This is a genomic window from Delftia sp. K82, assembly GCF_002193035.1.
In the GTDB taxonomy this organism is placed as follows: domain Bacteria; phylum Pseudomonadota; class Gammaproteobacteria; order Burkholderiales; family Burkholderiaceae_C; genus Comamonas; species Comamonas acidovorans.
The window spans coordinates 559,326-577,686 of sequence record NZ_MYFL01000001.1 but is presented as its reverse complement, the minus strand read 5'-3'; the positions used below and the strand labels follow the sequence as shown (position 1 = coordinate 577,686).

The window sequence follows — 18,361 nt, the reverse complement described above, 5'->3', positions numbered from 1 at the left end:
CAGAGCATGTCAACTGCTTCACGCATGGCGTGACAGGCAGCGGCGCAGCTGCTCCAGGCCGCGCCGTATCCAGGTCTTGACCGTGCCCAGCGGCAGTTGCAGCTGGCCCGCCAGCTCGCCATGGCTGAGGTCGCGCAGATAGGCCAGGCTGACCACCTCGCGCTGGCGGCCTTCCAGCCGCTCCAGGCACTGGTACAGCGCCACGGCCTGTTCGCTGGCCTCGGCCAGTTGCAGCGGGCCCTGGCTTTCATCGTCCCCGCCGCCATGGGCCGCCAGTTGCGCCTCGTCGAACTCTTCGTTCAGGTGCAGGCGTTCGGCGCGGCGCCGGCGCAGAAAGTCCAGGGCCCGGCTGCGCACCACCAGGCCCATCCAGGCCAGCGGCGGGCTCAGCGTGCCCCGGTATCCCGAGGCGCTGCGCCAGATGTGCAGGTAGCTGTCCTGCAGCACGTCTTCGGCCCAGTCCTTGTGCCGCAGGATGCGCAACGCCAGCCCGTACAGCCGGGACGAGGTGGCCTCGTACAGGCTGCGGAGCGCGGGCTCGTCCTGCGCTGCGATGCGGTCCAGAAGGTCCATCAGCTCTTGGTCGGTTGGTGTGGTGCCCATGCACGCATTGTGGGCGAGCGGGCGGCCCCATGGCCCGCACTGTTGCGTGGCCGCCCGGGGGCTTGTTCTGTCTTTCGATCGGATTCAAGGGGCATATCGGTGCTCAGCCGGGGGGTTGCAGAAGGTCTGGCAGGGGTCTCCCGGCTTGCACCGGCCCTCCGTGAGCAATACGCAGCGCATTGCGAACCGGATGCGGATAAATTTTTTTTCCATTCAGGTGAATCCAGCCGCTGCCTTGCTGCGTATTCCCTGTGTCGCGCCCCGGACAGCGGTTCAAGGCGACACACCTCAACCCATCGATCTGGAGACCTTCATGAGCTACATCCTCCCCCTCGGCCTGGCCACCATGGCCGCACTGACCCTTGGCGCCTGCTCCTCCATGGACATGGGCAAGAGCTATTCCCAGTCCGACCTGCCGGCCGCCGTGCAGGTGCCCGCAGGCCACAAGGTTGCCATGGAGACGGTGGGCATAGGCCAGATCACCTATGAATGCCGCGCCAAGAAGGACCAGGCGATGGAGCAGGAATGGGCCTTTGTCGGCCCCGATGCGCGTTTGACGGACCGCCAGGGCCGCGTCATCGGCCGCTACTTCGGCCCGCCCGCCACCTGGGCGCACCAGGACGGCTCCAAGGTCACGGCCACCCAGGTCGCCGTGGCGCCGTCCAGCGCGGGCAACATTCCCATTCAGCTGGTCAAGGCCGAGCCCGCCACCGGCATGGGCGCCATGCAGGGCGTGACCTATATCCAGCGCGTGGCCACGCGCGGCGGCGTGGCCCCTGCCATGGCCTGCAACAGCTCCACGCTGGGCCAGAAGCAGGTCGTGCAGTACCAGGCCGACTACATCATCTGGAAGGCCGCCTGACGCGGCCCGGCCCTCCTACGGCCTGTCGCCCCTGGCCCCGAAGGCCGAGGGCGGCATGCCGAACTGGCGCCTGAAGGCCAGCGAATAGGCGCTGTGGCTTTCATAGCCGGCCTCCAGCGCCACCTGCACGATGGGCCGGCCGGCCAGCAGGGCCTGCATGGACGACAGCAGCCGCGCGCGCTGCCGCCAGCGGCCAAAACTCATTCCCGTGGCCTGCAGAAAGTGGCGGTGGAAAGTCTTCTCGCCCATGGCCAGCCGCGCGGCCCAATCAGCGGCGGTGGCGGTTGCGGCGGCAAAGCCATCCGCCCCGTCTGCCTCGGCCAGCGCATGGCAGACAGCGGCCATGCGCGTATCCTGCGGCCAGGGCAGGTGAAACGGCACCACGGGCGGCTGGCGCAGCTCCTGCAGCAATAGCTCGACCACCATGGATTCACGCCGCCCCGGCGGTGCCGATGCAGGCCAGCGCGCCACCTCGCTGATGAGCTCGCGCAGCAGGGGAGAGACCTCGATCACGCAGTCCGAACCCGGCAGGTCTGCAGCGGCCTGCGCATCGACGAACAGGCTGCGCACCTGTACCGCGCCGCGCATGCGCAGGCCGTGGGGCACGCCCGAGCGCAGCCAGACGCCGCGCGTGGGCGGCACCACCCAGCGCCCGCTGCCTGCGCGCACCTCCAGCACCCCCTGCACGGCGTAGAGCAGCTGGCAGCATTCGTGGGAGTGTTCCTCCACCTCCAGCCCCGCCGGATAGTCGGCGGCCACGCCCGTGACCGGCAGCGGTGCGGCGGCCTGCAGCTCGGGCAGCCCGGCATGGCTGCAGGGAACGGCGGCTGCCGAAGCCGGGGCATGGGTCGTGCGCATATTGTCCAGATCCATATAGAAAATGAGAAATTCTATAAAGACAGACAAGCACCCTGCCCGCAAACTGACACCTGTTCCCTGTGATTCACCGCCATCGCACCATGCACCGCCTGCCCTCGCCCTCCCTACTATCCCTGGCCCATGGCCGGGGTCCGGGCGCCTGCGCAGGCGCCGCATTTCGCACCGACTCTCCCTGATCCCGGCCTGGCGCAGCTTCCCCACACCGGGAAGCCAGGAGAGCGGGGCCGCCGGCCGATCCGGTGGCTGCAAACCCCAGTGTTTCCTGCGAGGCCCGCATGCTGAAGAATCCCGCGTCCAGATACCTTCCCTTCCCCGCCGTCGACCTGCCCGAGCGCCAATGGCCCTCACGCCAGCTGAGCCAGGCGCCCGTGTGGCTGTCCACCGACCTGCGTGATGGCAACCAGGCCCTGTTCGAGCCCATGAACCGCGAGCGCAAGCTGCGCCTGTTCCATGAACTGGTGCGCATAGGCTTCAAGGAGATCGAGGTGGGCTTTCCCTCGGCCTCGCAGACCGACTACGGCATCGTGCGCCACCTGATCGACAACGGGCTGATCCCCGGCGACGTGACGCCCATGGTCATCACCCAGTTGCGCGAGGACCTGATCCGCGCCACGGTGGACAGCGTGGCCGGAGCGCGGCGCGCCATCGTGCACTTCTACAACGCCATTGCCCCGGCCTGGCGCGAGATCGTCTTCGGCATGCAGGTGCCCGAGATCATCGCCATGGTGGAGCACCACATCGCCCTGCTGCGCGAACTGACCGATGCCCACCCCGAGACCGAATGGGTGCTGCAGTACTCGCCAGAGACCTTCTGCATGGCCGAGCTCGACGTGTCGCTGGCCGTGTGCAACGCAGCCATCCGCGCCTGGGATGCAGGCCCCGCACGGCCCATGATCATCAACCTGCCGACCACGGTGGAGGTGAGCACGGCCAATGTCTTCGCCGACCAGATCGAGTGGATGCACCGCCGCCTGGAGCGGCGCGAGCACATCGTGCTGTCCGTGCACCCGCACAACGACCGGGGCACGGGCGTGGCCTGCGCCGAGCAGGCGCTGCTTGCCGGCGCTCAGCGCGTGGAAGGCTGCCTGTTCGGCAATGGCGAGCGCAGCGGCAACCTCGATGTGGTGACGCTGGCGCTGAACCTCTACACGCAGGGCATCGCGCCGGGACTGGACTTCTCGGACATCGCCGCCGTGGCGCGCATTGCGGAGGAATGCACGGCCCTGCCCATCCACCCGCGCCACCCCTATGTGGGCGACCTGGTGTTCACGGCGTTCTCGGGCTCGCACCAGGACGCCATCGCCAAGGGCTTTGCGGCGCAGCGGCCCGATGCGCCCTGGCGCGTTCCCTACCTGCCCATCGACCCGCAGGACCTGGGCCGCACCTACGACAGCATCGTTCGCGTCAACAGTCAGTCGGGCAAGGGCGGCATTGCCTTTTTGCTGCAGCGCGACCATGGCGTGACCATGCCGCGGCGCATGCAGGTGGAGTTCAGCGCCGTGGTGCAAAAACAGGCGGACGCCTGCGAGGCCGAGCTGGCCAGCGACGACCTGTGGAAGCTGTTCGAGGCGACCTACCTCTCACCCCTGCAGCTTCCCTGGCACTACCGCAGCCACCACCTGTTCGACAGCGCCCAGGGCCAGGGCATTGCGCTGGAAGTGGTCCGGCCAGACGGCCTTCGGCTGCAGCTGTATGGCGAAGGCAGCGGCCCCATCGATGCCGTGGCCGCCGCCCTCGGCCAGCACCTGGGCGTGGCGCTGCGCATTGACCACTACGAGGAGCGCAGCCTGGGCCAGGGCGCCGGGGCCATGGCGCTGGCCATCGTCGAGGCCGCCCTGCCCGGCGTGGCGGGCACGCGCTTCGGCGCGGGGCGCCATGCCAACATCGTGACCGCGTCCGTCCTGGCCGTGCTGCATGCGGCGGGCCGGCTGGTGGCGGCGCAGCCGGAAAGCCGGCGCGTACCTGCCCAAGCCTGAGGCGCAGCCTGAAAGGAAAAAGGACCGCCAAGGCGGTCCTTTTTTCGTGCGGCTTTTGCCGGTTCAGCGCACGGCGCCCGGATAGGTTCCGGGCAGCAGGATGCTGCGGTCCACGGTATCGATCTGCGTATGGCCGCAGAAGGCCATCGTGGTCTCCAGCTCCTTCTGGATGATCTGCAGTGCGCGCGTCACGCCGTCCTGGCCGTAGGCGCCCAGGCCGTAGAGGAAGCTGCGGCCGATCATCGTGCCCTGGGCGCCCAGGGCACGCGCCTTGAGCACGTCCTGGCCGCTGCGGATGCCGCCGTCCATCCAGACCTCGATGTCCTTGCCCGCCGCCTCGGCAATGCCGGGCAGCGCCTCGATGGACGAGGGTGCGCCGTCGAGCTGGCGGCCGCCGTGGTTGCTGACGATGAGCGCATCGGCGCCGCTGTCGGCCGCCAGTCGCGCGTCCTCGGCGTCCATGACGCCCTTGAGGATGAGCTTGCCGCCCCAGAGCTTCTTGATGCGCTCCACATCGCCCCAGTTCAGGCTGGGGTCGAACTGGCTGGCGGTCCACGACGACAGCGAACTCATGTCGGCCACGCCATCCACATGGCCGACGATGTTGCCGAAGGTGCGGCGCTTGGTGCCCAGCATGCCCAGGCACCAGTGCGGCTTGGTTGCCAGGTTGGCCAGGTTGCGCAGCGTGGGCTTCGGGGGCGTGGACAGGCCGTTCTTGATGTCCTTGTGGCGCTGGCCCAGGATCTGCAGGTCCAGCGTCAGCACCAGGGCCGAGCAGTTGGCGGCACGGGCGCGCTCGATCAGACGCTCCATGAACCGGCGGTCGCGCATCACATAGAGCTGGAACCAGAACGGATGGCGGGCCGTGTGCTCGGCAATGTCCTCGATGGAGCAGATGCTCATGGTGGACAGCGTGAACGGAATGCCGAAGGCCTGGGCCGCGCGCGCGCCCAGGATCTCGCCATCGGCGTGCTGCATGCCGGTCAGGCCCGTGGGCGCAATGGCCACGGGCATGGCCACCTGCTGGCCGATCATGGTGGTGCGCGTGCTGCGCCCCTCCATGTTCACGGCCACGCGCTGGCGCAGCTTGATCTTCTGGAAGTCGTCCTCGTTGGCGCGGTAGGTGCCCTGGGTGTAGGAGCCCGAGTCGGCGTAGTCATAGAACATGCGCGGCACGCGGCGCTGGGCCACGACGCGCAGGTCTTCGATGCAGGTGATTTTGGAAAGGTCGGTGGACACGTTTTCTGGCTTTCTGGAACCCGCATGCCGCGGGACTGCCGAGCATGGTAGTGCGCAGTGCGCGTTCCAGTCACCCGTTCGGGTTTGAAGTGATTTGTGCGCCGATTGAAATTTTCTCTCTCGCAGCCCAACCGAGGGCTAACGCTAGTGTGCCAACCAGCCATGAGAGCGACGATCCGCCCCGCACAACATCCTAAAAACTCTTCAGGAGACGCTCCTATGGTTTGGCAGCAGGTCTACGACCCTCTTTCCAACATGTGGCTGTCCACACTGCTCGCGGCCATCCCGGTCGTGGTCATGCTGGTGGGATTGGGCTTTTTGCACATGAAGGCCCACCTGGCGGCCGGCGCCGGGCTGATTGCGGCGCTGGTGATCGCGGTCTTCGTCTACAACATGCCGGCAGGCATGGCCGGGCGCGCGGCGCTGTTCGGCGGCTTCACGGGGCTGCTGCCCATCGGCTGGATCGTTCTGAACATCATCTTCCTGCACCAGCTGACCGAGAAGAACGGCAGCTTCAAGATCCTGCAGGACTCCATTGCCGGCATCACCGAGGACAGGCGCATCCAGCTGCTGCTGATCGCCTTCGCCTTCGGCGCCTTCTTCGAGGGCGCGGCCGGCTTCGGCACGCCCGTGGCCGTGACGGCGGCCATCCTCATCGGCCTGGGCTTTTCGCCGCTGGCCGCCTCGGGCCTGTCGCTGATCGCCAATACCGCGCCCGTGGCCTTCGGCGCGCTGGGCACGCCAGTGATCACGCTGGCCAAGGTGCACGGCTACGACCTGATGGAGGTCACCGCCATGGTCGGCCGCCAGCTGCCGTTCTTCTCGGTGCTGGTGCCGTTCTGGCTGATCTGGGCCTTTGCCGGGCGCAAGGCCATGATGGAGATCTGGCCCATCATTTTGGTGACCGGCGTGTCCTTCGCCATTCCGCAGTACCTGGTGTCCAACTTCATCGGCCCCGAACTGGTGGACATCATCGCGGCCATCGTCTCCATGGTCTGCACGGTCGGCTTCCTGCGCATGTGGCAGCCCAGGACCATCTGGCGCTCGACCTCGCTCAAGGGCCATGAGAACAGCGGCGGCGAAGCCCAGGCGCCCCGCGCCGTGACCCAGCACCCGCGCGCCGACGTGATCCGCGCCTGGACGCCCTGGGCCATCCTCACGGTCTTCGTCTTCATCTGGGGCCTGCCCTCGGTCAAGGCCGCGCTCAACGGCCTGTTCGCCCCGGCCTTTCCCATGGAAGGCCTGCACAACCTGATCGAGAAGGTGCCGCCCGTCGTGCGCCAGCCCACCAAGGAAGGCGCCATCTACACGCTGAACCTGCTGTCGGCCACGGGCACGGGCATCCTGCTGTCGGCCATCGTGGGCGGCCTGGTCATGAAGTACAACCCCGTGCAGCTGGTCAGCCAGTTCGTGCGCACCATCTGGCTGGTGCGCTATTCGCTCATCACCATCGTGCTGATGCTGGCCCTGGGCACGCTGACGCGCTACTCGGGCACGGACACCACGCTGGGCCTGGCCTTCGCCAACACGGGCGTGTTCTACCCCTTCTTCGGCACCCTGATGGGCTGGCTGGGCGTGGCGCTCACGGGTTCGGACACGGCATCGAACGTGCTGTTCGGCGGCATGCAGAAGGTGGCGGCAGAGCAGTTGGGCCTGTCGCCCAACCTCATGGGCGCGGCCAACAGCTCGGGGGGCGTGATGGGCAAGATGATCGATGCGCAGTCCATCGTCGTCGCCTCCACGGCCACGCGCTGGTTCAACCATGAGGGCGACATCCTGCGCTACGTGTTCTTCCACTCCGTCGCCCTGGCCTGCCTGATGGGCATCTTCGTGACGCTGCAGGCCTATGTCTGGCCGTTCCGCCTGATGGTCAATTGAGCCTTGCGCATCTGCGCCAGGCCCCAGCCGCCCGCATGCGCCGGGCGGCTTTTTTACGCCTGGGGTACGCATCGCTGCATCAACAGATGCGCAGCGGCATTTATGGTTGTACCATGCAACCATATTCAAACCCTGCACGGCCCCAAGGAGCACCCATGCCGCAGCACGATCTTTCCCTGGTGGATGGCATCCGCGCCGCCTCGCGCCAGATGGTGCGCGAGCTGGGCTTCATGCAGGCCACGCTGGCGGCCACCGACTATCCGCCCTCGGCCGTGCATGCCATCCTGGAGATCGGCGCACAGGGGCGCATGGCGGCCTCGCAGCTGGCCCTGGTCCTGGGGCTGGAGAAATCCAGCGTCAGCCGCATGGTGCGCAAGCTGGTGGAGGCGGGCGAGCTGAAGGAGGCCGCCGATGGAGAGGATGGCCGCGTCAAGCAGCTGGCCCTGACCGCCAAGGGCCGGCGCACGCTGGCCGCCATCGAGGCCTTCGGGCGCCAGCAGGTGACGGCGGCGCTGGACCGCATGCAGGCGCCGCAGCAGCAGGCCGTCGCCCAAGGGCTGGCACTGTACGCCCGGGCGCTGCAGGCGCACCGGCAGGAGGAGCCCCTGCCCCAGCCCGTGCCCGCACAGATACAGGTCCTGCCCGGATACCGGCCCGGCTGCCTGGGCCGCATCGTGGACATGCATGCGCGCTTTTATGCGCGCCACGCAGGCTTTGGCGTCTTCTTCGAAAGCCGCGTGGCCAGCGGCCTGGCCGAGTTCGCAGGCCGGCTGGACAAGCCCTGCAACCAGCTGTGGACGGCGCTGGACGGCGACCGCATCGTGGGCTCCGTGGCCATCGATGGAGAGGACCTTGGCAAGCACCCCGAGGACCGCCAGGCGCATCTGCGCTGGTTCATCCTGGAAGACGGCCTGCGCGGCGCCGGCACGGGGCGCCAGCTGCTGCAGCAGGCCCTGGCGTTCTGCGACCAGCAGGCCTTCGAGGCCACCCAGCTGTGGACCTTCCGGGGCCTGGATGCAGCACGCCGGCTCTACGAATCGTCAGGCTTCACCCTGGCCGAGGAATGGCCAGGCCAGCAATGGGGCGAGACCGTGATCGAGCAGCGCTTCGTGCGGCCACGCCCTGCCGCAGCGGCATGGGCAGGCCAGGCCCCCTGAGTCAGGAGCCCTGCTCGCCCGCCACCAGCACGAAGGCAATGCGCGCAGGCCGGCCCGAGCGGTTGGCCCAGGCATGGTTGGTGCCGCGCTGTATGAGCACGTCACCGGCGCGCAGCACGGTTTCCTGGCGGTCCAGGATGGCGACCAGCTCGCCCTCCAGCATCAGCGCGTAGTCCACGGTATCCGTGCGGTGCATGCCCGGATGCTCGCCGGGCTGCACGTCGCGGTGGGCGTCGCCGTACATGCGTGTAAAGGTGGCATGCAGGGCACGCGCCAGCTCCTGCGGATCGGCAGGTTCGGGCGGAATGTCCAGGATGCGCAGCACCGTGCCATAGGGCGGCGGTGCCACGCCCTGGTGGATGGCAATGGTGTCGGGCGCATTGATCTGCGCGGGTGAGGCATCGGTGCGCCACAGGTTGGTGATGCGGTAGCCGGGGCGTTCCTCGACCAGGCGCACGGCGGGCGAGGCGCCGTCCTCTGCAATGAAGGAGCGGCCCTGTGCGTCGTTGGCCGTGATCACGCGGCGGATGGGGGGCAGGCTGGAATCGGTCATGGATGGAGAGATGGCGGAAAGGAGGTCACTGCGCATGGCGTTCGGCCGCTGCGCCCTGTTTGCGGAATTCGTCGTGAATGCGCCGGTCCCACTGGCGGCGGTCCTGGTGGAAGACCACCTGGTCGCCGCGCTGGGCCACCTGCCTGACGGCATCGGACCGCGCTGCGGCGGCGCAGGCAGCGTCCAGCCGACCCAGCACCGCCTCGGGCACGCCACGCGGCACGAACAGGCCCGCAAACGATTCCTCCTGCACCGCCATGCCCAGTTCCTTGAAGGTGGGGACCTCGGGGAAGGCTGGGTGGCGGCGCTCCGAGGCCACGGCCAGCAGGCGCAGCTTGCCCGCGCGTATCTGGGGTGCAGCCGAGGCCGCGATGCTGCTGACGAAGTCCAGCCGCCCGGCCAGCAATTCCTGTATCGAGCCGGCATCGCCCTTGTAGGGCACATGCACAAGCTTGAGGCCCTGGTCGCGCTCCAGCTGGTCCATGGCCAGGAAGGGCGCCGAGTTCGGTCCCGGCGATCCGTAGCTCAGCGAGCCCTTCTTCGCCGCCGCCACCAGCTCGCCTATCGTCTTGAAAGGGCTGTCTGCGCGCACGCTGACGCCCAGGATGTTCTCCGTCACGCCGCACAGCGGCTGCACGCTGTCGGGCCCCAGCTTCAGGCCCTTGACGTAGTGGGGCTGCACGGTGATGGGGGTCATGGGCGTGAAGGCCAGCGTCAGCCCGTCGGCCGGCGCCTGGGCCAGCACATTCATGCCGATCACGCCCGAGCCCCCGTCGCGCGAGACCACGACCACGCTCTGGCCCAGCTGCTTGCGGAACTCCTCGGCCAACGTACGCGCCATCACGTCGGTGGAGCTGCCCGCCGCCCAGGGGTTGATGAGGGTCAGCGGCCGCGACGGGAACGGCTCCTGCGCGGTGGCCAGGGTGCAGCCCAGCGCCATCAGGGCGCCGAGCCACTTGCGGGTGGTCATGCTGTGTCTCCTTGTCGTTGTGTGATGGCTGCGCATGTTAATTCAGTCAGTCGACTGAATCAATCCATGTCACCACCATGCCATGGTTTGGTGCGGCAAGGGCCTGGCGCTGTCTATGATCCGCAGCCATGACGTCCAGCACCGATGACACCGCGGCCGAGGAACCCCGCGCCCAGGCCCGCGAACGCCTTCTGCAAGCCGCCGAGCAGTTGTTTGCGCGGCATGGCTACGCGGGCACGTCGCTGCGCGCCGTCATGGCGCTGGCCGATGTGGACACGGGCGCCATCCACTACCACTTCCGCAACAAGCTGGGCCTGCTCAAGGCCTTGTTCGAGCAGCGCGTGATGGCCGTCAACGGACAGCGCCATGCGCTGCTGCAAAGGCTGGAGCAGCAGTCGCCGCAGCCCGCCGTGGAGGACATTCTTCGGGCCTTCATCGCCCCTGCGCTGCGCGCCGCCCACAGCGAGGGCGAGGCCGACTTCAACCGCGTCACGGCCCTGTGCTCGGTCGATCCCGACCAGGCAGTCAGGGAGGTGGTGTTTGCCGCCTACGACGAGGCTGCCAAACGCTTTGCGGCCCTGCTGCGCCAGGCTCTGCCGCAGCTGTCGCAGCACGATTTCCAGTGGCGCCTGGAATGCATGTACGGCGCCATGATGTACATCCGCTCCGACAACGGCCGAGTCAGCCGCATGCTGGGCGGCGGCCACCGCGCCGACCCCGTGGAGCATGTGATCGACGAGCTGGTGGCCTTCACTGCGGCGGGCTTCCGTGCGGCGGGCATCCGCGCGGCGGGCCCCCGCGCGGCGCAGTGATCACGACCGGCGCCTGATCAGCGCCCGCCCGCGCGCGAAGCCACCACGCCGGCGCCGCGCACCTCCACCTGCACGCTGTCCAGCACCTGCCCCTTGGCATCGACCAGTTCCAGCCGGTGGCGGCCGGGCCAGGGCATCCAGGCGGCGGCAGCACCCCGGCCGATCTCCTTGGGCGCAGGCTCGGCCGCGCCGGGCGGGGCGGCGCTGACCATGCGCCAGCGCAGGCTGGCGTCCTGCCATTCCTGCGTGGCTGCCGTGCCCGAGGGCCGGGCCGACAGCTGCACGCGCTGGCGGTCTGGCGGAATGTCGGGATCCAGCGCGAGGATGGTGCCGTTGGCCGGGCGCGCAATGCGCACGGGCGAGGCCGCCGAAGTCCCGCGTGTCGATGCGGATGCGGCAGGCAGGCCGCTGCCCGCCATGGCGAACAGGCTCTGCTGCGTGCCCGCCACGAACCATTCGCTGCGCGCGCTCTCCAGCGGCAGGCCCGAGGCATCGGGACCGAAGCGCACCGCCTGCTGCAGCACGCCCGCCGGCGCCTTGGGCGCGCGGCTGGGTGTGCGGGCATGCAGGAAGCCCATCACGGCGGCCCAGACAGGTGCCGCGCCGCTGGTGCCACTGACCGAGTGCATGGCCTCGCCGCGCGCATTGCCCACCCACACGCCCACGGTGTAGCGCTGCGACCAGCCCACGGCCCAGTTGTCGCGCATGTCCTTGCTGGTGCCGGTCTTGACGGCCGACCAGAAGCGCGTGGCCAGCACGCTGTCCGTGCCGAAGGTGGGCGCGCGCGCCATGGGATCGGACAGGATGTCGCCCACGATGAAGGCCGCGCGTGAGTCGATGGCCTGCACGGGCGCAGCCGACTTTTGCGCTGCGGACCCCGCGCCCGTGGGCTGCGCCGCCCAGCGCACGGGCGTCAGTTGCCCACCGTTGGCCAGGGCGCGGTAGGCGTTGGTGAGCTGCAGCAGCGGCACCTCGGCGCTGCCCAGCGCCAGGCTGAAGCCGTGATAGCCGCCGCTTTCGCGCAGTGGCAGGCCCAGGCGCTGCAGCTGCGAGAAGAAGGCATCGGGCGTGACCATGACCAGGGTGCGCACGGCCGGCACGTTGAGCGACGACGCCAGCGCCGTGCGGGCCGAGACCCAGCCCTTGAAGCGCCGGTCGTAGTTCTGCGGAATGTAGAGCCCGTTCTGCGTGGGAATGTGGGCCGATGAATCCTCGATCAGCGAGGCCGCCGTCAGCCGCCGCTCGGCAATCGCCTGGGCATAGAGAAAGGGCTTGAGCGTGGAGCCGGGCTGGCGCATGGCCGTGACGCCGTCCACCTCGGCCGCCTGGCTCAATTCGCCCGACGAGCCCACCCAGGCCAGCACCTCGCCCGTGGCGTTGTCCAGCACGACGATGGCGCCGTCCTCCACGTTGCGGCCCTGCAGCTCGCGCAGTTGCTGCTGCAGGCTTTGCACGGCAAAGCGCTGCACGGGCGCGCTCAGCGTGGATCGCACGCGCGCCTGGCCCCTGGACTGCGGCTCGGCCAGCAGGCGGCGCGCCAGGTGCGGGGCCTGGCCTTCGCTGGCCGCCCATTGCCGGCGCAGCAGCACGCTGGCGGTGAGCAGTTCCATGGCCGTGCAGTCGCGCGCCGCCGCATCCTCGGGCGCCAGCGACTGCAGCACGCCGCAGGCGCGCCGGCCCACGCGCTCGGGCGAGGCGTTGGGGGCACGCACCAGGGCGGCGGCAATGGCGGCCTCGCGCGCGTCCAGCCCGTGCGCGGCCTTGCCGAACAGGGTGCGCGACAGCGCATCGATGCCCACGATCTCGCCACGGAAGGGCACCAGGTTCAGGTAGGCCTCCAGGATCTGGTCCTTGCGCCAGCGCCGGTCCAGCACCTGGGCCGAGACGGTCTGGCCCAGTTTCTGTACTACGCTGCGCCCGCCCGGGCCCTGGCGCCAGTCGCCGTCGAGCAGGCCCGCCAGCTGCATGGTGATGGTGCTGGCGCCGCGCGTGCGCTGGTTCCAGAGGTTGCCCCAGGCGGCGGAGGACACGGCCGCCCAGTCCACGCCGCTGTGTTCGTAGAAGCGCTTGTCCTCGCTGACGACCAGGGCCGTGCGCAGCGCGGGCGAGATGTCGGCCAGGGCCACCCAGTCGCCACGGCGCACGCTGGCGTCGGTGCGCTGGCGCTGCAGCACCTCGCCCTCGCGCGAGAGCAGTTCGGTCTCGGAGGAACGGTGGCCTTCGCGGACCTCGGAAAAGCTGGGCAGCGCCTGGGCGGCACCTGCCGCCGCGAACAGCAGCGCGGCCGCCAGGGCCGCGCGGGGAAGACGCATGAAGGGAGAAGGTCGCCGGGATTCGATCATGGAGCCGGCATTGTCCGCCTTTGCACCAGCGGCTCAGGAAGAATGGCGTATGCCCTTCTTGAGCTTGAAGGACAGCAGCACCATGAGCACGCCGAAGACCACCGCATACGTGGCCAGCACCCAGAGCATGGCCATCATGCCCGCGCCCGGCTGGGCCAGCACGAAGGCGCCGAACAGCACGGACAGCACGCCGCCCAGGATCAGCAGCCACTCGCCCGTGATCTCCTTGCGCAGCCGCACGGCCGCCACGATCTGCAGCAGGCCCGTGACCAGGGCCCAGGCGCCGATGTACAGCGTCATCACCAGGGCCGTGACGCCGGGCGCGACCACGGTGAGCACGCCCACCACCACGCCGGCCAGGCCCCACAGCAGCAACACCCACCAATGGCGCATCTGGTCGCGCCCCTGGATGGCCGAGTACACGCCCAGCAGGCCATCGACAAAGGTGAAGGCGCCGAAGGTCAGCACCAGCGCCGCCAGCGATACCGCCGGCTGCGCCCAGGTCAGCACGCCGAAGGCGATGGCGACCAGGCCGCGCAGCAGCAGCACCCACCAGGTGCGGTGAAGAATCGTGGACAGCGGATTGGGGCTCATGGATGCTCCTTCAAAACAGTCCCCATGACCTTGGAGCAGGCCCGCAGCACTGTCTGTAGGCCAAGGCCGGCTTGGCGGCGGTCCCTGACCTGGATCAAGCCAGCTGCAGCAGCACGGGCTGGTGGTCCGAGAGCCTTGTGTCGCTGTCCACGGCCCAGCCACGCACATGGCCGCGCAGGCTGTCGCTGACCCAGGCGAAATCGCAGGCGCCGGGCTCGGGGCCCCATTGGCGGTCGAACAACCGGAAGGTGGGAGGCTGGGGCTGGTCCGGGTGCAGCACGCTCCAGCTGTTGTGCCACTGGCCGGCGCTCAGGGCTCCCTGCTCGCCGGCCGCCCAGGGGGCGGACAGGCCGGCGTATTCGTCCTCATGCGGCTCGAAGTTGAAGTCGCCGCAGAGCACGGCATGCGGCGTGTGCGGCTTGGTCTGCTGGGGCGAGCCATCGCTGGCGGGCTGGGGCGGCGCCTCGGCCTGGCCCAGGGCCTCGATCTGCAAGGAACGCAGCGCCAGCGCCTGGGCCATGCGCTGGCGGCGCGAGAAATATTCGAGGTGGGTGCTCATCACCCGCACGGGGCCCAGCGCGGCATCCATCACCGTGGCCGCCGTGCAGCAGCGCGGCATGCTGCGCACGCCGCCATCGTGCGGATACGGCAGGCGGTGGTGGGCCAGTTGCAGCACCGGCAGGCGCGTGGCCACCAGGTTGCCGAAGCGCTGCCGGCCCACGGCCGTGAACTCGTCCACGGCGGCACCGAAGAAGACCTTCCAGCCTTCGGGCAGGGCCTGGCGGATCTGCGCCACCTGGTCGCCGGGCGCACCCTGCAGGCCGGGATAGTGGATGGCGATTTCCTGCAGGCACAGCACGTCGATATCGGCCATGGACAGCGCATGCGCCACGATGCGCGCCGGGTCCATGCGGCCGTCCAGGCCCAGGCACCATTGGGTGTTCCACGTGAGGATCTGCATCATGCGGGCAGCGGCTCGCGCAGCTGGAACAGGTTGCCTTCGGGGTCCATTGCGTTGCAGACGCGAAAGCCCGGCCCCTGCCAGGACTGCTCCCACAGCTGGCCGCCATGGGCGATGACCAGGGGACGAACGGCCGCGAAGCTGGCCACGGTGGCAAAGAATTTGAGGGCCACGTTCTCGCGCGGCTGGGGTGGCTCGGTGATGGTGATGTGCCGCGCAATCGCCTCGGGAATGGCGTGCAGTACCAGTTGCAGGTCCGGCGACTGCAGCACCATGAGCTCGCTCGTGTGGTGCAGCATGCGCATGGCCAGCACCTCCATGTAGAACAGCGCCAGCCGGTCAGGCTGCTTGGCGTAGATGAACAGACCTGCGGATGCGGGACCGGACATGGTGGACCTCGGGGTGAAAGGCTGGGACAAGGAACTTTAGCACCGCCCTCACTTGATCCCCGCACGCATGAAGCTCTGCACGAACTGGCGCTGGAACAGCACGAAGGCCACCAGCAGCGGGCCCGAGCTCATCAGCGTGGCGGCCGTGATGGTGGCCCATTCCACGCCAGACTCCACGCTGGAGAACACCTGCAGCCCCACGGTGAGCGGGCGCGCCTGCACGCTGTTGGTGATGATCAGCGGCCACAGGAAGTTGTTCCAGTGAAAGCTCACCGACACCAGCGCAAACGCCAGGTACACGGGCCGCGCCAGCGGCACGTAGACGCGCCACAGGATCTGCAGGGTGCCGGCACCCTCCACCCGCGCGGCCTCGTCCAGTTCCCGGGGAATGCCCAGGAAGGTCTGGCGCAGCAAAAAGATCGCAAAGGCCGATGCGAAGTACGGCAGGCCGATGCCCAGCAGCGTATCGACGGCGCCCAGGCGCGACAGGGTCTGGTAGTTCGCCACCAGCAGGATGTCCGGCATGATCATCAGCTGCACCAGCACCAGGGCAAAGGCCAGGCCCTGGCCGCGAAAGCGGTAGCGTGCAAAGGCATAGGCGGCCAGCGTGCCCAGCACCAGCTGGGCCGCCAAAATCATGACCACCAGCACGGCCGTGTTCAGGAAATAGCGCGCAAAGGGTGCGGCCTGCCAGGCACGGCGAAAGTTCTCCAGCGTCCAGGGCGCGGCCAGGTCGAAGCGTGCCGAGTATTCGGGCGGATGGAAGGCCGTCCAGAACGCATAGGCCAGCGGCAGTATCCACAGCAGGGCCAGCAGCCAGGCGGCCAGCGTGTCCAGCCAGGTGGCGCCGTACAGCGCGGGCGGCGCATGGCGCGGGGCAATGGGTGCGGCGCTCATTGGTAGTGCACCTTTTTGTCGAGCACGAAGAACTGCAGCAGCGCCACGGCCGCCAGCACGGCGACCAGCACCACGGTCAGGGCCGCCGCATAGCCCGTGTCCCAGAACTTGAAGCCCACTTCGTACAGGTGATAGAGCAGCAGCGTGGAGGCGTTGTCCGGCCCGCCGCGTGTGAGGATGAAGAGATGGTCCACCAGGCGGAAGGCATTGATCACCGCATTGACCAGCACGAACAGCGTGGTCGGCATCAGCAGCGGCCACTGCACGCGGCGCAGGAAGTACCAGCGCGAGGCCCCCTCGATGGCCGCCGCCTCCTTGAGGCTGGGGTTGAGGGTCTGCAGCGCGGCCAGGTAGAAGATCATGAAAAAGCCCGCCTCCTTCCACACCGCCACCACGGTCACGCAGGCCAGCGCCGTGGACGGGTCGCCCAGCCAGTTGTGCGCGGGAAGGCCCAGTGCGCCGCGCAGCTGCTCCAGCAGCCCGTACTGCGGCGTGTAGAAGAACAGCCAGATGTTGGCCACGGCAATCATGGGCAGCACCGTGGGCGTGAAATACGCCATGCGCACGAAGGCGCGGCCGGCCAGCCTCTCGTTGACCCACAGCGCCATGGCCAGCGCCAGCGCCATGGACAGCGGAATCGTGGCCGCCGCAAACCACAGGTTGTTGCGCACGGCCTGCCAGAACACCGGGTCGTCCACCATCACGGCGTAGTTCTCCAGCCCCACCCACGGCCCCGGCTGGCCGCCGCGCGGCGTGGCATGCAGGCTGTCGATCAGCGTGGCCACGGCCGGCCAGTGCGTGAAGGCCACCAGCAGCACCAGCGCCGGCAGCAGCATCAGCCAGGCATGGACGGCCTGGCGGCCGCGGACAAGGGAGGCGGGAGCGGAGCTCATGCGGTCAGCGGCACTGCGCCATCACTTGTAGCGGCGCAGGATGCGGTCTGCTTCCTTTTGCGCATCCTGCAGGGCCTGGGCCGAGGTCTTGCTGCCGTTGAGGGCGGCCTGCACGGCGTCGTTGAGCACCTTGGTCACGCGCTGGTTCTCATGCGTGGAGAACTCGGCCACCGATACCGGCAGCTGGTCGCGCGCCACCAGGGCCTGCGGGAAGTCCTGGCCGTACTTCTTGAGCGCGGGCGTGTCATAGGCGGCGGGCGAGACGGCAACGTAGCCGCTGTCCATGCTCCACTGCGCGGCCAGCGGGGGCTGGGTGACCCACTTCATGAACTGGAAGGCCGCCTCCTGCTGCTCCCTGGGCGCCTTCTTGAACAGGTAGAAATTGCCGCCGCCCGTGGGCGAGCCCTTGCGCACGTTGCCTGCGATCTGGCCCACGCCGAAGTCGAATTTGGCATTGGCTCGGATATTGGTCAGGTTGCCCGTGGTGGTGACGATGATGGCCGCCTTCTTTTCCATGAAGTCCTTGGGCGTCGTGCCCCACTCCACCACGCCGGCCGGGTGCACGCCCTCCTTGACCAGGCCCACCCAGAAGTCCAGCGCCTCCACTACCTGGGGGCTGTCCAGCGTGACCTGGGTGCCGGCCTCGTTGGCCAGCAGCACGTCATTGGGCGTGGTCAGCGTCTGCAGCATCCAGTAGGCGAAGCCCGTGGACGGGATCTGTATGCCGTACTGCACGACCTTGCCGCTGGCGTCCTTCTTCGTCAGCCTGTGGGCGGCTTCCTTGAGTTCCTTCCAGTTCTGCGGCGCCTTGTTCGGGTCCAGGCCGGCTTCCTTGAAGGCTTCCTTGTTGTAGTACATGACCACGGTGGAACGCTGGAAGGGCACGCCCCAGGTCTTGCCGCCCGTCTGGCTGTTGGCCATGAAGGCCGGATAGAAGCCCTTGAGCCAGGCCCGGTCGGCATCGGTCTTCACGAAGTCGTCGATGGGGGCGATGGCGTCCTCGTCGATCAGCGTGAACATGTCGGTGGACAGCAGCACCGAGCTGGCCGGCGGCTTGCCCGACTTGTGGGCCGTCAGCGCCTTGACGATGGTCTCCTGGTAGGTGCCCGCATAGACGGGCGTGATCCGGTACTGCGGATGGGCCTTGTTGAACTCGGCCGCATAGCCGTCGATCACCTTGGTGATGGGGCCGCCCACGGCCACGGGGTAGTAGAACGGCACCTCCAGCGGCGTCTGCGCGCTGGCGGTGTTCAGCAGGCCCGTGGCGGCCAGGGCGGCTGCGGCTGCGAGGGTTTTGAGGAAGGCATGGCGTTGCATGGCGGACTCTCCTGGAAGGTGCTTCGGGTGCGAAAGCCG

The 18,361-nt window shown here is 68.6% G+C and carries 17 protein-coding genes; 5 read left to right on the top strand and 12 right to left on the bottom strand.

The window, feature by feature from the left end:
* Positions 1-18: 18 nt before the first annotated feature.
* Entirely contained in the window at positions 19-603 is a 585-nt protein-coding gene (locus KDK82_RS02515; RefSeq protein WP_012207088.1) for an RNA polymerase sigma factor, read from the bottom strand.
* 313 nt (positions 604-916) lie between these two features.
* Here KDK82_RS02515 and KDK82_RS02510 point away from each other — a divergent pair, with 313 nt between their 5' ends.
* Positions 917-1,465, top strand: a complete 549-nt coding sequence (locus tag KDK82_RS02510) for a DUF3455 domain-containing protein (protein ID WP_088163959.1) — start codon at positions 917-919, stop codon at positions 1,463-1,465.
* Positions 1,466-1,480: 15 nt separating this feature from the next.
* Here KDK82_RS02510 and KDK82_RS02505 read toward each other — a convergent pair whose 3' ends face one another.
* Positions 1,481-2,323, bottom strand: a complete 843-nt coding sequence (locus KDK82_RS02505; protein WP_088165417.1) for a helix-turn-helix transcriptional regulator — start codon at positions 2,321-2,323, stop codon at positions 1,481-1,483.
* Positions 2,324-2,619: 296 nt separating this feature from the next.
* Here KDK82_RS02505 and KDK82_RS02500 point away from each other — a divergent pair, with 296 nt between their 5' ends.
* Positions 2,620-4,320 (top strand): 2-isopropylmalate synthase, encoded by a 1,701-nt coding sequence (locus KDK82_RS02500; protein ID WP_088163958.1) that lies wholly within the window; start codon positions 2,620-2,622, stop codon positions 4,318-4,320.
* A gap of 63 nt (positions 4,321-4,383) precedes the next feature.
* On the opposite strand, the gene KDK82_RS02495 is transcribed toward KDK82_RS02500, so the two are convergent.
* The gene (locus KDK82_RS02495; RefSeq protein WP_034396710.1) at positions 4,384-5,559 is read right to left on the bottom strand and encodes an alpha-hydroxy acid oxidase; all 1,176 of its coding nucleotides are present in this window, start codon (positions 5,557-5,559) and stop codon (positions 4,384-4,386) included.
* A 219-nt stretch (positions 5,560-5,778) separates the two neighbouring features.
* On the opposite strand from KDK82_RS02495, the gene KDK82_RS02490 reads away from it, so the two are divergent.
* On the top strand, positions 5,779-7,437 hold the full coding sequence (locus KDK82_RS02490; protein WP_013800968.1) for an L-lactate permease: 1,659 nt from the start codon (positions 5,779-5,781) through the stop codon (positions 7,435-7,437).
* 155 nt (positions 7,438-7,592) lie between these two features.
* Positions 7,593-8,594, top strand: a complete 1,002-nt coding sequence (locus KDK82_RS02485; RefSeq protein ID WP_034396713.1) for a helix-turn-helix domain-containing GNAT family N-acetyltransferase — start codon at positions 7,593-7,595, stop codon at positions 8,592-8,594.
* 1 nt (position 8,595) lies between these two features.
* Here the strand turns inward: KDK82_RS02485 and KDK82_RS02480 are convergent, their stop codons facing one another.
* Together KDK82_RS02480 and KDK82_RS02475 are read right to left on the bottom strand one after the other, a co-directional pair.
* A complete protein-coding gene (locus KDK82_RS02480; RefSeq protein ID WP_088163957.1) occupies positions 8,596-9,147 on the bottom strand; it encodes a cupin domain-containing protein in 552 nt (183 codons plus the stop codon).
* A gap of 25 nt (positions 9,148-9,172) precedes the next feature.
* Positions 9,173-10,117: a tripartite tricarboxylate transporter substrate binding protein gene (locus KDK82_RS02475; protein ID WP_012207096.1), complete on the bottom strand. Its 945-nt coding sequence runs from the start codon at positions 10,115-10,117 to the stop codon at positions 9,173-9,175.
* 128 nt (positions 10,118-10,245) lie between these two features.
* Between KDK82_RS02475 and KDK82_RS02470 the strand changes: the two genes are divergently transcribed.
* Positions 10,246-10,929 (top strand): TetR/AcrR family transcriptional regulator, encoded by a 684-nt coding sequence (locus KDK82_RS02470; protein WP_071956657.1) that lies wholly within the window; start codon positions 10,246-10,248, stop codon positions 10,927-10,929.
* Positions 10,930-10,946: 17 nt separating this feature from the next.
* Here the strand turns inward: KDK82_RS02470 and pbpC are convergent, their stop codons facing one another.
* From pbpC to KDK82_RS02435, 7 genes are all read right to left on the bottom strand, one after another.
* On the bottom strand, positions 10,947-13,241 hold the full coding sequence (gene pbpC / locus KDK82_RS02465; RefSeq protein WP_256974386.1) for a penicillin-binding protein 1C: 2,295 nt from the start codon (positions 13,239-13,241) through the stop codon (positions 10,947-10,949).
* A gap of 63 nt (positions 13,242-13,304) precedes the next feature.
* Positions 13,305-13,865, bottom strand: a complete 561-nt coding sequence (locus KDK82_RS02460) for an HdeD family acid-resistance protein (RefSeq protein ID WP_012207099.1) — start codon at positions 13,863-13,865, stop codon at positions 13,305-13,307.
* Between the two features lie 94 nt (positions 13,866-13,959).
* Positions 13,960-14,829: an endonuclease/exonuclease/phosphatase family protein gene (locus KDK82_RS02455; RefSeq protein ID WP_088163955.1), complete on the bottom strand. Its 870-nt coding sequence runs from the start codon at positions 14,827-14,829 to the stop codon at positions 13,960-13,962.
* A complete protein-coding gene (locus tag KDK82_RS02450; protein WP_065345631.1) occupies positions 14,826-15,215 on the bottom strand; it encodes a glyoxalase/bleomycin resistance/dioxygenase family protein in 390 nt (129 codons plus the stop codon). Before KDK82_RS02450 ends, KDK82_RS02455 begins: the two co-directional genes overlap by 4 nt.
* Positions 15,216-15,263: 48 nt before the next feature.
* A complete protein-coding gene (locus KDK82_RS02445) occupies positions 15,264-16,112 on the bottom strand; it encodes a carbohydrate ABC transporter permease (RefSeq protein WP_088163954.1) in 849 nt (282 codons plus the stop codon).
* Complete coding sequence (locus KDK82_RS02440) at positions 16,109-17,005, bottom strand: carbohydrate ABC transporter permease (protein WP_034396720.1); 897 nt, start codon at positions 17,003-17,005, stop codon at positions 16,109-16,111. Before KDK82_RS02440 ends, KDK82_RS02445 begins: the two co-directional genes overlap by 4 nt.
* A gap of 21 nt (positions 17,006-17,026) precedes the next feature.
* A complete protein-coding gene (locus KDK82_RS02435; RefSeq protein ID WP_088163953.1) occupies positions 17,027-18,322 on the bottom strand; it encodes an ABC transporter substrate-binding protein in 1,296 nt (431 codons plus the stop codon).
* Positions 18,323-18,361: the final 39 nt, after the last annotated feature.